The organism is Mesorhizobium sp. BR1-1-15 (genome assembly GCF_020165475.1).
Classification (GTDB): domain Bacteria; phylum Pseudomonadota; class Alphaproteobacteria; order Rhizobiales; family Rhizobiaceae; genus Mesorhizobium.
In genome coordinates, this window is record NZ_JAIUIF010000001.1 from 408,021 (window position 1) to 421,744 (window position 13,724).

Sequence of the window (13,724 nt, forward strand, 5' to 3'; positions counted from 1 at the left end):
CAATCTGCTTGTCTTGCCCTTGTTTCGTCGGGAGTGGCCGGGATGGCAAAGGCGGATTTCAGTCCAATCGCGGATACGACCCGACGCGCGGAGATCGTGGCGCTGCTGCGACGGGCAATCCTGACCGGCCAGTTGGAGCCGGGCCAGAAGCTCAACGAGCTGCGGATTTCCGAGCAGATGCGCGTCAGCCGCGCGCCTTTGCGCGAAGCGATGCGCGAGCTGGTGCAGGAAGGCATCCTGACCAGCATCCCCTATGCCGGCACCTTCGTCATCAATGTCACCGCCAAGGACATCGACGATGTCTACTCGCTCAACAAGGTGCTCGACGAATTCGCCATCGAGCGGACATGGGAGCTGCGCGACCGGCGCTTTTTCGATGAGCTCGACCGGCGCCATGAGGCGGTGAAGCAGGCGACGCGCGACCGCGACACCACAAGGCAGATCGAAACCGCGCTGCAACTGCATGGCCTGATTCACGAATGGGCCGACAATTCCGTTCTTTTGGAAACATGGCAACGGCTGACCAGCCGGTTGCAGATGTATTTTGCCCTGCACCAGCAGGCACGCAACGAAGCGGTGCCTGCCGAGAACGTTCACGAGACTTACGTGCGGCTGCTCAAAGGCGACGACATGCGCGCTGCCCAGCGCCACGCCCGCGAGCATATAGACCACGACTTCGAAGAGCTTCTTGCCTACGCGCGCGCTCTCGAACGGCGCCCGTCGAAAGGCGCCTGATCCTTCCCCAGCGGACAACGGACATCAACGTGCAGATCGCAACCATCAAAGCCTACCATGTCGCGCAGCCCTTCGTGGACGGCCCCTATCGCATGTCGAAGGGGCGCGTCGCCGACGCCTTCGACGCGGTGATCGTCGCCATCACCTCGAACGATGGCATCACCGGCTGGGGCGAGATGGCGCCGCTCGGCAATTTCTATTCGGCCGCCTTCCCGGCGGGCGCCCGTGCCGGCGTTATGGAGATCGCCACGCACCTCATCGGCCACGACCCGCGCGGCCTCGCCGGCATCGGCCGGCTGATGGACATCGTGTTCAAAGGGCATCCCTACATCAAGTCGGCGCTCGACATGGCCTGCTGGGATCTCGCCGCGCGCGCCGCCGACGTGCCGCTGGTGACGATGCTGGGCGGCAAGGAGAGCGATACGGCCGAGCTTTACAAGGTCGTCACCCATGGCAGCGTCGATGCCATGGCCGCCCTTGCGCAGCGCATCGTCCAGGACGGCTTCCACCGGCTGCAGGTCAAGGTCGGCGGCAACGTCCGCGACGACATCGAACGCGTCACGGCGGTCGCCGCCTCAGTGCCGAAAGACACTGTCATCTTCTGCGACGCCAATGCCGGCTGGACGCCCTACCAGGCGCGCCAGTTCGCCGATGCGACGCGCTCGATCGATTACACATTCGAGCAACCCTGCACGACGATCGAGGAAAACATGTCGGTGCGCCGCATGCTCGACAAGCCGATGGTGCTCGACGAATCCGTCACCTCGCTCGAGGACATGCTGGAAATCCATCGCCGAGGCGCGGCCGACGGGCTGACGCTGAAGATCTCGCGGCTCGGCGGCGTCGGCAGGACCCGGCTGATCCGCGATGTCGCCGTCGACCTCGGCTTCATGATCACCGTCGAGGATACCGGCGGCGCCGAGATCGACACGGCAGCCATGGCGCATCTGTCGCTGTCGACGCCGCAGGAGCGCCGCCTGCACGCCATCGCGTTCCACGAATGGGTGACGGTGCGCACGGCGTCGAACAAGCCGCCGGTCACCGGCAGCCGCATGGGCGTTCCGGATGGTCCGGGCCTCGGCATCGACGTCGTCCCGGATCTTCTCGGCAAGCCCTTCTTCGAGGTCGGCCGGTGAAAATCCGCGGCATCAAGGCGACGCCGATCAACCTCAGGCTCGAGGCGCCTTATGCCTGGGTGTTCGGTGAACTCGACGGCTTCTCGCCGACCATTGTCGAAGTGGAGACCGAAGATGGCCTGATCGGCCTCGGCGAAGCACCGACGCCGGCAGCAGCCGCGATCATCAACGACATCCTGGCACCGCGGCTCGTGGGCCGCGACGCCTTCGACATCGCGGGCGCCGAGCATGTCTGCCTCCCCTACTGGACCGGCGTGCAGTCGATCAACGACCGCACCCGCATCATGGCCTTCGGCGCGATCGAGATGGCGCTCTGGGACCTGCGCGGCAAGGTGTGGAACCAGCCGCTCTACCAACTGCTCGGCGGCGCCGTGCGCAAGGAGATCCCGTTCACCGATTACTTTTCGCTGCGCGGCGACGGGCCAAGGGTGAAAGGCGAGACGACGCCGGAGGAAGTCGCCGACTACTGCGTCGAGCTTCATGAGACCCACGGAACGACCTTCTTCGAAGGGAAGTTCTCGACGCAGGATCCAAAAATCTCGCTGAAGATGATCGAATTGATCCGCAGGAAGCTCGGCGACGATGCGATGATCCGCATCGATTCCAACCAGGCCTATTCGCTCAGCACCGCCCGGCGACTGGCACGGCCGCTGGAAGAGCTTAGCGTGCGCAATTGGGAGGATCCAGTGGCGACGATCGAGGAAATGCGCGAACTCAGGCGCCATTGCTCGATCCCGTTCTCGACCCACAACATCGACATCGCCCGCGCCATGGACCTCAAGGTGCCCGACGCCTTCGTCGGCAATCCAACCGCGCATGGCGGCATCGGCCGCATGCTGCGCTTCGTCGGCGCCTGCGAGCACGCCGGCATCGATTTCTGGTGCTACAGCGGCGACAGCGGCATCGGCAGCGCCGCTTACCTGCATCTGTGCGCGGCACTCGGCTGGATACGGGAACCGAACCAGTCGCTGTTTCGCATGCAACCGACCGACATCACCGAGGAAGGACCGTTTTGCCCGAGGAACAATGTCGTGCCTGTGCCGGAGGAGCCCGGTCTCGGCATCACATTGTCGCGAGAACGGCTCGCTGCCTGCCATCGCGATTTCGTCGAGAACGGGCCCTGCAACAAATATCATGATCGGGCAAAGCCCGGAACTTACCGTCGTTTGCCGCTGAACTAGATGAGGGCGGCCGGCCAAAACAGAAGAAGCCAGCCACCGCGATCCCGATCGGAAAGGGTGGCCACGGACCAGAGGAAGCAGTGCAGCCCAGAAACCGGCACGTCCACGCCAAGGACTGGATGGACCGGACAAAACCGCGTGCTACAGTCCCGGTCTACAGGCCTCTGGCGACCGGAAACGGTGTAGTCGCGAATTTTCGTCAACCATAAGAAACAGGGGAAAGGGTCAAACCCATGAGCAAGAATTATCGCATTCTCGACCTCATCCGGCGCAACCGCTCGCCGCTCGAAAATCACCTCATCGACGGTCTCGTCGACGGCCGTGTCAGCCGCCGCGACTTCATCCGCCATGGCAGCCTGCTCGGCCTGTCGCTGCCGCTGCTGGGCGGCATCACCACGGCCGCGGGCCTCGGCGCCATGCCGTCGCTCGTCCGGGCGCAAGGCGCGCCAGGCGCCACAATCCGCGTCGCAAGCAGCGTGCCGGCGGCGACGATCGATCCTGTCACCATCGCCGATGCCGGCGGCCTGCTGATCATGCAGCAAGTCGCGGAGTTCCTCTGCGTCGACGGCCCCGATCTCGTGCTCAAGCCGGCGCTGGCTGAAAGCTGGAAGCCGAACGACAACGGCTCGGTGTGGACTTTCAAGCTGCGCAAGGGCGTGAAGTTCCATAGCGGCGGCGAGATGAAGGCCGACGACGTGGTGGCCAGCATCGACCGGATCGCCGACCCGGCCAACTCGTCCAACGCACTGTCGGTGTTCACCGGCATCCTGTCGAAGGGCGCCAGCAAGAAGGTCGACGACTACACGGTGGAATTCCACCTCGACGCCCCGAACGGCAACTTTCCCTACATGGTGTCCTCCGATAATTACAACGCCGTCATCGTGCCGGCGAGCTACAAGGGCGACTACGAAAAGAGCTTCGACGGCACCGGGCCGTTCAAGATCGACAAATACACGCCGAAGGTCGGCGCTTCCTTCGTCCGCAACGAAGGTTATTGGGGCGAGAAGGCGCTGCCGGAACGCACCGAATTCACCTTCTTCGCCGACATGCAGCCAATGATCCTGGCGCTGCAGGGCGGGCAGGTCGACATCATCAACCAGATGCCTGTCCTGTCTGGCGTGGCGCTGCTCAACGATCCCAACATCGACATCATCAGCCTGAAATCGTCGGCGCACCAGCAACTGCACCTGCGCTGCGACGACGGGCCGATGAAGGATGCGCGCGTGCGCCGCGCCATCGCGCTCAGCCTGGACCGCGACAAGCTGGTCGCGGGCCTGATGAAGGGGCGCGCCGTGGCTGGCAACGACAGCCCGTTCGCCCCGGTTTATCCCTCGACCGATGCGAGCGTGCCGCAGCGCAAGCAGGACATCGCGCAGGCCAAGCAGCTCATGGAGGCGGCGGGCGCGGGCAAGGGCTTCAAGATGACGCTGACCACCGAGCGCTATCTCGAAATCCCCGAATACGCCCAACTCATCCAGAACTGGGTCAAGGAAATCGGCATCGAGCTCGAGCTCAACATCCTCGACCAGAGCGCCTATTACGGCGACGCCGTGTTCGGCAAATCGAACTGGCTGGACTCGGAAATGGGCATCACCGACTACGGCCACCGCGGCGTGCCGAACGTCTATCTTGCCGCCCCGCTGAAGAGCGAAGGCACGTGGAACGCGGCGCACTTCAAGAACAAGGACTACGACGCGCTGGCGACCAGCTATATCGCGGCCCTCGATCTCGAAGCGCAGAAGGCGACGGCAGGCAAGATCCAGAAACTTCTGCTCGAGGAGACGCCGGTCATCTTCGGCTATTTCTACGACTATCTGACGGCGACGGCGAAGGGCGTGGCCGGCGTGCAGCCGACCGCGATGTCGCAGCTGTTCCTCGAAAAGGCGTCGAAGGCCTGAGCGGAAGGGAAAGCCAATCCTATAACAGCCAGCTTCCTTACGGGAGCTGGCTACTCAGGGAGTGTTAGCCATTCTCTCCTTCCTTGTCCGGCGCGTCTCGCTTTCGCTCGTCACGCTGTTCCTGCTCAGCATCATGGTCTTCCTGGGCGGGCAGGTGCTGCCCGGCAATGTCGGGCGCGCCATATTGGGGCCGTTCGCCGACCAGCGCGCCGTCGATGCGCTCAACCATTCGCTCGGCGTCGACCGGCCACTGCTTGCCCAGTACTGGAGCTGGATTTCAAACTTCGTCCAGGGTGACATGGGCACGTCCTACATCTTCCGCTCGCCAGTCGCCCCCTTCGTCATCGATGCGCTGGGGAATTCGATGAAGCTGGCGGCGGTCGCCTTCGTGCTGGTGGTGCCGATCGGCATCCTTGGCGGCGTCGTCGCGGCCCTCAACCTCAACCGGCCGCTCGACCGCATCATCAGCCTTGGCGGCCTGTCGGTGACGGTGCTGCCGGAGTTCGTCACCGGCATCATCCTGATCCTGATCTTCGGCGTCTGGCTGCGCTGGCTGCCGATCTCGGCGGCATGGCCGCGCGATGCCGGTTTCTTCACGCAGCTTTACTACCTGATCCTGCCGGCGCTGCCGCTGTTCCTGGTGCTGTTCGGCTATATCGCGCGCATGGCGCGCTCGGGCATGATCGAGGCGCTCGATTCCGACTATACGCGAACCGCGGTGCTCAAGGGCCTGCCCTGGCGCACGGTGATCTGGCGCCATGTGCTGCGCAATGCGCTGCTGCCGACCATCACCGTCATTGCCACCCAGACCGGCTATCTCATCGGCGGGCTGGTGGTGATCGAGACGCTGTTCCGCTACCAGGGTATCGGCTCGCTGATCTTCACCGCTGCGCGCGGCAAGGATTTCCCGATGCTGGAATCGGGCATCCTGACCATCGGAATCGTCTATGCCGTGGCCACCCTTGTGGCCGACTTCCTCTATTCCGTGCTCAATCCACGCATCCGGCTGGGGTCAGAACAATGAGCGCCGTCCAGACCAGTCCCGCCAGACAGGACGACACCCGCCAGCGCAGCCCCCTGGCGGAGGTTTTGTCCTCGCTGCTTCGCTCCGGCACCTTCCTCGTCGGCATCACCATTGTGCTGTTCTGGGTCGCCTGTGCGCTGTTCGGCGAACATTTCGCGCCCTACGATCCGCTCGCCGACGACATCATCAACGCGCTGGCGCCGCCTTCGGCCGAACACTGGTTCGGCACCGACCAGATCGGCCGCGACGTCTTCTCGCGCGTCATCGTCGGCTCGCGCGACATCCTGACCGTGGCGCCGCTGGCGACATTGCTGGCGACGGTGGCCGGCACGGCGCTCGGGCTGCTCACCGGTTACTTCCGCGGCATCGTCGACGATGTCGTCAGCCGCATCCTGGAAGCCTTCATGGCAATCCCGGTGGTGATCGTGGCGCTGCTCGCCATCGTGGCGCTCGGCACGTCCAAGACCACCGTCATCGTGGTCATCGGGCTGAGCTTCGCGCCGATCATCGCGCGCACCGTGCGCTCGGCGGTGCTGGCTGAGCGCGAGCTCGACTATGTCGCCGCGGCCCAGCTCAGGCATGAGAGTGCGCTGCATACGATGTTCGTCGAGATCCTGCCCAACGTCATCCCGCCGATCCTGGTCGAAACCACCGTGCGGCTTGGTTATGCCATTTTCGCGGTTGCCACGCTTTCCTTCATGGGCTTCGGCATCCAGCCGCCGTCGCCGGACTGGGGGCTCTCGATTTCCAGCAATTACGGCATGATCGGCGGCGGCTTCTGGTGGACCGTGCTGTTCGACGCGCTCGCCATCGCCTCATTGGTGATCGGCGTCAACCTGGCGGCCGACGGCGTGCATGGAGCCTTCAATGACTGAACCCTCCAAGACCCGGAAGGCGAAGGCCCAGAACGCACTCGACCTCGACGACCTGTCGGTCGCTTATCGTGTTTCGGGCCGAAACCGGGCGGTGCTGCGCAATCTCAGCCTGACCATCGGCCAAGGCGAGGCCTATGGGCTGGTCGGCGAATCCGGCTGCGGCAAATCCACGGTCGCCCTTTCCGTCGTGCGCTACCTGTCGCGAAACGGTTCGATATCAGGCGGCGCGATCTCGCTCGACGGCCAGGACGTCATGAAGCTCGATGCCGAGGCGCTCAGGCAAATGCGCGCCGAAAGCGTCTCCATGGTCTATCAGGACCCCGGCAAGGCGCTCAACCCGTCGATCCGCATCGGTCGCCAGCTGACCGAGATCTTCGAGCTTGGGGGCAAAACGGGGCAGGCAGCCGAGGATCGCGCAATCGCCATGCTCAACCGGGTGCGGATCTCCGATCCGGCCAGCGTCATGCAACGCTATCCGCACCAGCTTTCCGGCGGCATGCAGCAGCGCGTGGCGATCGCCATGGCGCTGGCCAACGATCCTTCGATGCTGATCCTGGATGAGCCGACGACCGGCCTCGACGCGACCGTCGAAGCCGAGGTGCTCGACCTGATCGCGCAGCTGCGGCAAGAATTGTCGGCCTCGATCCTGTTCATCAGCCACAATCTCGCCGTCGTCTCCAACATGTGCGATCGCGTCGGCGTGCTCTATGCCGGCATGCTGGTCGAGGAAGGGCCGACGGAGGCCGTCTTCAACGATCCGCGCCATCCCTATACGGTAGCGCTGCTGCGCTGCCTGCCGCGCGGCGGCCAGCGCAAGGACCAGGGCCGCCTCGACACCATCCCGGGCTTTTTGCCCGGCATCGGGGCCGACATCAAGGGCTGCCCCTTCACCGACCGCTGCGCTCTCGCTACTGACCGCTGCCGCAACGAGTTGCCGCCGCTCTACGAACTGGGCGGCCGGCTGTCGCGCTGCCACTATCACGAGAAGGCGCAATCCCTGCCGCGCGCGACGCCCAGCGACGCGCCCGCCGCGCCGAAAGCCGCAGCCGCGCCGGTATTGCGGGTCGCCGGGCTGAACAAGACCTTTGCCAGCCATGGCCATTCGCTGCGCGCGGTGAAGGACGTGTCGCTCGATCTCAGGCCGGGCGAAACGCTCGGGCTGGTCGGCGAATCCGGCAGCGGCAAGACCACTTTCGCCAGGCTGCTGCTCGGCCTCGTGCCGCCCGACGACGGCGGCAGCATCGAGCTCGAGGGCAAGGCGCTGGCGCCGCGGCTGGGGGACCGCAGCGACGACCAGGTCAAGGCGATGCAGATCGTCTTCCAGAATCCGGACTCCGCACTCAACCGGTCGCATTCGATAAGGCATCTGATCGGCCGCGCGCTGAAGCGGCTGGCGGGCTTGAGCGGCAAGGCGCTCGAGGCCCGCCTCGACGACCTCGTCCGCTCGGTGCGGCTGACCGACCGGCATCTGACCGTGAAGCCGCGCCAGCTGTCGGGCGGACTGAAACAGCGCGTTGCCATAGCGCGCGCCTTCGCCGGCGATCCACGCATCGTCGTGTGCGACGAGCCGACCTCGGCGCTCGACGTGTCGGTGCAGGCCGCGATCCTGAACCTGCTCGCCGATCTGCAAGCGAAGGAAGACGTCAGCTACATCTTCATCTCGCATGACCTTGGCGTGGTGCGCTACCTCTCCGACAAGATCGCCGTGCTCTATCTCGGTCGCATCATGGAGCTTGGGCCGTCGGAAGAGGTTTTCTCCGGCCCGCATCATCCCTACACCGAAGCGCTGCTGTCGGCCGTGCCCAGGCTCGACCAGACCGAGACGGCACGCATCCGTCTCGACGGCGAAATCCCCAGCGCCACCAATCCGCCGCCGGGCTGTGTCTTCCACACGCGCTGCCCACGCAAGATCGGCCCGATCTGCGAACAGCAGGAACCGGCGCTGGCCGAGGCGCGCCCCGGACACTCGATCCGCTGCCATATTCCGTACGCGGAACTCGCCAGGCTGCAGAGGCCGGCAGCGGTCGATACCGAGCCGGCGTAGCCGAACATACGGCCCCTGCCCTTCACGGCTGGCCGGCCATGCTGAAGGACCGGTCGCCTTCGGCAAAGCCCTGCTCGCCGGCCCAATCCCTCGTCAGCGCCCGCAATCCCGCCAAGGCCACGTCGAGCACATCCGACGACGCCGGATTGCTGGGATAGGCAAGATAGATCGGCCGCTGGAACACGGGCGTGTTCGCGACGCGTTTCATTTCGCCGCGCTCGATATGGCCGCTGACGGCGCTGAGCGGCAGATAGGCGGCGGCTTGCTGCGACAGCACGTGCTGCAACCCGATGAAGACCAGGCCGGCCGAAATGGCCGGCTTGACCATGCCGGCAAACGCCCGATCATGCTCGATGCGGAATTCGAGCCCCCAGTCCATCAGTATGTAGTTCTCGGTCCACGGCTTCGTCTGCGCGGCATGCTGGACAAGCACGACCTGATCGACGGCCAGCGTTTCGTAAACGATTCCGGGATGCGGCCGCGGCAGATAGAGGATGCAGATGTCGAGCAGGCCTTCGGCCAGTTGGTCGATTGCCAGATCGGGAAAACTGCCCTCGAGCCGCAACGCCACGTTCGGCCGCTCGGCGCGCATCCATTCGACCCATGGCGAAGTGATGCGCTCCCACAGATAGGCGGGCGCGGTCAGCCGCAGCAGTGTCTCGTAGCCATCGGGAACGGCGATGTCCTGCCTTGATTGCTCCCAGGTACGGGTGATTGCGGATGCATGCGGCAGGAACTGGCGGCCGGCCGGCGTCAGCGTGATGCCATCGCGGTCGCGGACGAAAAGCCGTCGCCCCAACTGCTCCTCCAGCACTCTTATCCGCGCACTGACGGTGGACTGGGCAAGGTTCAGCCGATTGGCCGCGACGGTGAAGCTGCCATGCTCGGCAATCTCCAGGAAACTGCGCAGGTTTTCGGTGTCCATGTCTTGGCTCTCCGCATCGAAAATTCCGATGGCCCCTATCAAAAAATATCGCTTTCCGCTGGCGGTCAACGATGAACTAGATGGCCTGCCCCAATACAAGCGAGGATTGCAGCCATGCCGAAGCGTTTCGAGAGGATCGACATCGCCCGCCGGAATCTCACTGCAATCGAAAATTCCGCTGTCGACGAATTGCTGGCCGGCCGGCTCGACCGACGCGATTTCCTGCGCCATGGCAGCGTTCTCGGCCTTTCGCTGCCGTTCTTGGGCAGCCTTCTCGCCGCCGCCGGTCTCGGCACGCAAGAAGCCCGCGCCGAAGGCAAACCGGGCGGCACGGTGCGCGCCGGCGTGGCGACGCCGGGCGGGGCCATCGATCCCGTCACCTACTACGACAGCGGCAGCTACCAGCTGGTTTTCCAGACCGCCGAATTCCTCTGCGTCACACAGCCGGACCTCACGCTGAAGCCGGTGCTGGCGGAAAGCTGGTCGCCGAACGAGGACGGCAGCGTCTGGACGTTCAAGCTGCGCAAGGGCGTGAAATTCCACAATGGCGAGGACTTCAAGGCCGACGACGTCGTCGCGACCTTCGACCGGCTGGCCGACCCGGACGGGGCCTCGAACGCGCTTTCGGTGTTCAAGGGCCTGCTGTCGAAGGGCGGCACCCGCAAGGTCGACGACCACACCGTCGCCTTCCATCTCGACGTGCCGAACGGCAGCTTTCCCTATTCGGTGTCGATCGACAACTACAATGCCGTCATCCTGCCGGCGAGCTACAAGGGCGATTACGAAAAGACCTTTGAAGGCACCGGCCCGTTTCGGCTGGAGAGCTACACGCCGAAAGTCGGCGCGACGTTCATCCGCAACCCCGATTATTGGGGCGAGAAGGCGCTGCCCGACCGGCTCGAGTTCAAATTCTACGGCGATGTCCAGCCGCGCATCCTGGCGCTGCAGGCCGGCGAAGTGGACATTCTCGACGCCGTTCCGCTCGATGTCAGCCAAGTGGTGCTGAACAGCCCCGACATCACCGTGCTGCGCGTCGCCTCGACCGCGCACCGCCAGCTCCACATGCGCTGCGACATGGCGCCTTTCACCGACAAGCGCGTGCGCCAGGCGCTGGCGCTGTGCATCGACCGTTCCAAGCTGGTGGATGGGCTGTGCCGCGGGATGGCGGCGACCGGCAATGACAGCCCGTTTGCGCCGGCCTTCCCCGCGACCGACAGAACGGTGCCGCAGCGCGCCCAGGACATCGCCAAGGCCAAGCAGCTTATGGAAGCCGTGGGCCTCGGCAGCGGCTTCGACATCACGCTGACGACGCTGCGCTACTCCGACATTCCCGGCTACGCGCAGATGTTCCAGAACTTCGCCAAGGAGATCGGCGCGCGCGTCTCGCTCAACATCGAGGACCAGGACAAATATTACGGCAAGGCGGTGTTCGGTCAATCGGACTGGCTGGACAGCCCGCTCGGCATCACCGACTACGCCCATCGCAGCGTGCCGAACGTGTTCCTGAAAAGCCCGCTGGTCAGCGACGGTCCGTGGAACGCGGCGCATTTCAAGAGCCCAGCCTATGACGGCATGGTCACTTCCTATCTCAAGGCGCTCGACATCGGCGCGCAGCGCGCGGCGGCGTCAGACATCCAGAAGCTGCTGCTCGACGAGACGCCTGTCATCTTCAGCTATTTTCCCGACCTCCTGGTGCCGGTGCGCAAGAATGTCAGCGGGCTGCCGCCGATCGCCGCCGGCCTGCTGCTCGACCGGGTGTCGCTGGGATAGGGGCTGGATGGACAATTTCTGATTTCGGGCGGCGAGGCTATCCGCCAGCGGGCTGCGAAGGGCGATGGGGGGCCATTGTTCGAGCCGCTCGACTCAGGAGAAGCCCGCCGCCCGGAAACCCACTCCGATACGATGACTCAATCCAGGTCCATCTCGCTTTGCGCCAACACTCGATGACAAAAGAAAAGAAACGGGAGACTACCATTCGCAAGCCTCATTTGCGCGGCCGTGGGCCGCATTTTCCCTTGCTCGACACGATCGGGCAGTATGAGTTCGAGCCCGGCTACGTCGCCTTCACCATGCCGACGCAGAAGCGGCTGCGCGTGCAAGTGGGATCGATGATCGTCGCCGACACGACCAGGGCGCTGGTGTTCTACGAATCCGATCACCTGCCGGTCTACTACTTCCCGATGAGTGACGTGCGCGAGGAGTTCCTGCTGCCGAGCAGGACGACGACGGAAGATCCGTTCAAGGGCCTGGCTACGCACTACTCGCTCAACACCGGCATCACGCTGGTCGAGGATGCCGCCTGGCGCTATCTCGACCCGGTCAAGGGCTGTCCGCCGATCGCGGACTACATGTCCTTCTACTGGCCCAAGATGACGCATTGGTATGAGGAGGACGAGGAGATCTTCGTCCACGCCCGCGACCCGTTCCGGCGGGTCGACTGCCTGCCGTCCTCACGGCGGGTGCAGGTCATCCTGGACGGCGAGCAGGTCGCCGATTCACGGCGCGGCGTGTTCCTGTTCGAGACCGGCCATCCGGTACGCCATTATCTGCCGATCTCCGACACGCGGCTCGATATGTTCGCGCCCAGCCGCTACATCTCGCGCTGCCCCTACAAGGGCATCTCCAACTACTATCACGTGACGACGGGCAAGAAGCGCCACGAGAACCTCGTCTGGTACTATCCGGAGCCGGTGCATGAGGCGGAGCGCATCAAGGGCCTGGTCTGCTTCCATCACGAACTGGTCGACAAGATCCTGGTCGACGGCGTCGAGATCCCGAAAGAAGCCACGGCCGCCTCCGACGGCTATTTCTAGCCGCGTCGCCATGCCCGCGCTGAAGGCTTGATCGGAACGCGGGACAGCGCATACCCTCCCTGAAGCAGGGAGGACTCTCGATGGATCTTTTCAAGCTGGACGGCGATGTCGCGCTGGTTACCGGTGCCGGCAGCGGCATTGGCCAGGCAATCGCGATCGGATTGGCGCAGGCCGGCGCCGACGTCGCCTGTTTCGGCCATGCATCGAAGGGCGGGCTGGAGGAGACCGCACAGCGTATCACCGCGCTTGGGCGCAAGGCGCTGGTGCTGACGGGCACGGTGACGTCCGAGAGCGATCTCGCGGCGGCGACCGACCGCGTCGAGAGCGAACTCGGCGCCCTGACGATTGCCGTCAACAATGCCGGGATCGCCGGATCGGAGCCGGCCGAGACGATGCCCCTGGAGACGTGGCGGAAGGTGCACGAGGTCAATGTCGCCGGCGTGTTCCTGTCCTGCCAGGCCGAAGCGCGCAAGATGCTGGCGCGGCGCAAGGGCTCGATCGTCAACATCGCCTCGATGTCGGGCACCATCGTCAATCGCGGGCTGACGCAGGCGCATTACAATTCCTCGAAGGCCGCCGTCATCCACATGTCGAAGAGCCTCGCCATGGAGTGGGCCGACCGCGGCCTGCGCATCAACGTGGTCAGCCCGGGCTACACGCTGACGCCGATGAACAAGAGGCCGGAGGTGGCGGAGGAGATCAAGATCTTCAAGCGCGACACGCCGATGGGGCGCATGGCGACGCCCGAGGAAATGGTCGGGCCGACCGTGTTCCTGGCCAGCCGCGCGTCGAGCTTCGTCACCGGCCTCGACCTGATCGTCGATGGCGGCTACGTCTGCTGGTAAGGTGGCTCGGCAGGTGGGTTGGGTGCGACCTCGCCTGCGGTCCGAATTATGCATCCAGCAAAGCCTTAGTCGTTGCGCGCGATGAACGTTGGTATATATAATTTCATCCCATGAAACCGTCCTGGCGATGGGGCTTGCCGGGCCGATAGCCGAGGTCAGGGGACCCTGATGGCTCGCATTTTGCAGGGCGCCATAAGGCTGGCAATCGACCGGCAGGTGATCGCTGTCGTAGCGATGCGTCGGCAGCT

The 13,724-nt window shown here is 64.5% G+C and carries 11 protein-coding genes; 10 read left to right on the plus strand and 1 reads right to left on the minus strand.

What is annotated here, in order from left to right:
- Positions 1 to 42 precede the first annotated feature (42 nt).
- The 7 genes from LB541_RS02005 (at position 43) to LB541_RS02035 (ending at position 8,893) form a co-directional block, all read left to right on the plus strand.
- Entirely contained in the window at positions 43 to 735 is a 693-nt protein-coding gene (locus LB541_RS02005; RefSeq protein WP_140497917.1) for a GntR family transcriptional regulator, read from the plus strand.
- Between the two features lie 29 nt (positions 736 to 764).
- The gene (locus LB541_RS02010; RefSeq protein ID WP_140497915.1) at positions 765 to 1,871 is read left to right on the plus strand and encodes a mandelate racemase/muconate lactonizing enzyme family protein; all 1,107 of its coding nucleotides are present in this window, start codon (positions 765 to 767) and stop codon (positions 1,869 to 1,871) included.
- On the plus strand, positions 1,868 to 3,052 hold the full coding sequence (locus LB541_RS02015) for a mandelate racemase/muconate lactonizing enzyme family protein (RefSeq protein WP_140559341.1): 1,185 nt from the start codon (positions 1,868 to 1,870) through the stop codon (positions 3,050 to 3,052). Before LB541_RS02010 ends, LB541_RS02015 begins: the two co-directional genes overlap by 4 nt.
- Positions 3,053 to 3,285: 233 nt before the next feature.
- Positions 3,286 to 4,950: an ABC transporter substrate-binding protein gene (locus LB541_RS02020; protein ID WP_140514726.1), complete on the plus strand. Its 1,665-nt coding sequence runs from the start codon at positions 3,286 to 3,288 to the stop codon at positions 4,948 to 4,950.
- Positions 4,951 to 5,020: 70 nt separating this feature from the next.
- On the plus strand, positions 5,021 to 5,974 hold the full coding sequence (locus tag LB541_RS02025) for an ABC transporter permease (RefSeq protein WP_140498118.1): 954 nt from the start codon (positions 5,021 to 5,023) through the stop codon (positions 5,972 to 5,974).
- Positions 5,971 to 6,849, plus strand: coding sequence for an ABC transporter permease (locus LB541_RS02030; RefSeq protein WP_140497909.1), 879 nt, complete (start codon positions 5,971 to 5,973; stop codon positions 6,847 to 6,849). Before LB541_RS02025 ends, LB541_RS02030 begins: the two co-directional genes overlap by 4 nt.
- Complete coding sequence (locus tag LB541_RS02035; protein WP_224617683.1) at positions 6,842 to 8,893, plus strand: ABC transporter ATP-binding protein; 2,052 nt, start codon at positions 6,842 to 6,844, stop codon at positions 8,891 to 8,893. The genes LB541_RS02030 and LB541_RS02035 overlap by 8 nt, the downstream gene beginning before the upstream one ends.
- 22 nt (positions 8,894 to 8,915) lie before the next feature.
- On the opposite strand, the gene LB541_RS02040 is transcribed toward LB541_RS02035, so the two are convergent.
- Positions 8,916 to 9,818: a LysR family transcriptional regulator gene (locus tag LB541_RS02040; protein ID WP_224617684.1), complete on the minus strand. Its 903-nt coding sequence runs from the start codon at positions 9,816 to 9,818 to the stop codon at positions 8,916 to 8,918.
- Between the two features lie 114 nt (positions 9,819 to 9,932).
- On the opposite strand from LB541_RS02040, the gene LB541_RS02045 reads away from it, so the two are divergent.
- From LB541_RS02045 to LB541_RS02055, 3 genes are all read left to right on the plus strand, one after another.
- The gene (locus LB541_RS02045; RefSeq protein WP_224617685.1) at positions 9,933 to 11,588 is read left to right on the plus strand and encodes an ABC transporter substrate-binding protein; all 1,656 of its coding nucleotides are present in this window, start codon (positions 9,933 to 9,935) and stop codon (positions 11,586 to 11,588) included.
- 245 nt (positions 11,589 to 11,833) lie between these two features.
- Complete coding sequence (locus tag LB541_RS02050; RefSeq protein WP_224617688.1) at positions 11,834 to 12,631, plus strand: DUF427 domain-containing protein; 798 nt, start codon at positions 11,834 to 11,836, stop codon at positions 12,629 to 12,631.
- Between the two features lie 80 nt (positions 12,632 to 12,711).
- Positions 12,712 to 13,476 (plus strand): SDR family oxidoreductase, encoded by a 765-nt coding sequence (locus LB541_RS02055; protein ID WP_224617690.1) that lies wholly within the window; start codon positions 12,712 to 12,714, stop codon positions 13,474 to 13,476.
- Positions 13,477 to 13,724: the final 248 nt, after the last annotated feature.

Excerpts from the sequence above, each read along its gene's own strand:
- LB541_RS02005 (WP_140497917.1), top strand. The coding sequence starts at position 43 with ATGGCAAAGGCGGATTTCAGTCCAATCGCGGATACGACCCGACGCGCG.
- LB541_RS02020 (WP_140514726.1), top strand. The coding sequence starts at position 3,286 with ATGAGCAAGAATTATCGCATTCTCGACCTCATCCGGCGCAACCGCTCG.
- LB541_RS02030 (WP_140497909.1), top strand. The coding sequence starts at position 5,971 with ATGAGCGCCGTCCAGACCAGTCCCGCCAGACAGGACGACACCCGCCAG.
- LB541_RS02035 (WP_224617683.1), top strand. The coding sequence starts at position 6,842 with ATGACTGAACCCTCCAAGACCCGGAAGGCGAAGGCCCAGAACGCACTC.
- LB541_RS02040 (WP_224617684.1), bottom strand. The coding sequence starts at position 9,818 with ATGGACACCGAAAACCTGCGCAGTTTCCTGGAGATTGCCGAGCATGGC.
- LB541_RS02045 (WP_224617685.1), top strand. The coding sequence starts at position 9,933 with ATGCCGAAGCGTTTCGAGAGGATCGACATCGCCCGCCGGAATCTCACT.
- LB541_RS02055 (WP_224617690.1), top strand. The coding sequence starts at position 12,712 with ATGGATCTTTTCAAGCTGGACGGCGATGTCGCGCTGGTTACCGGTGCC.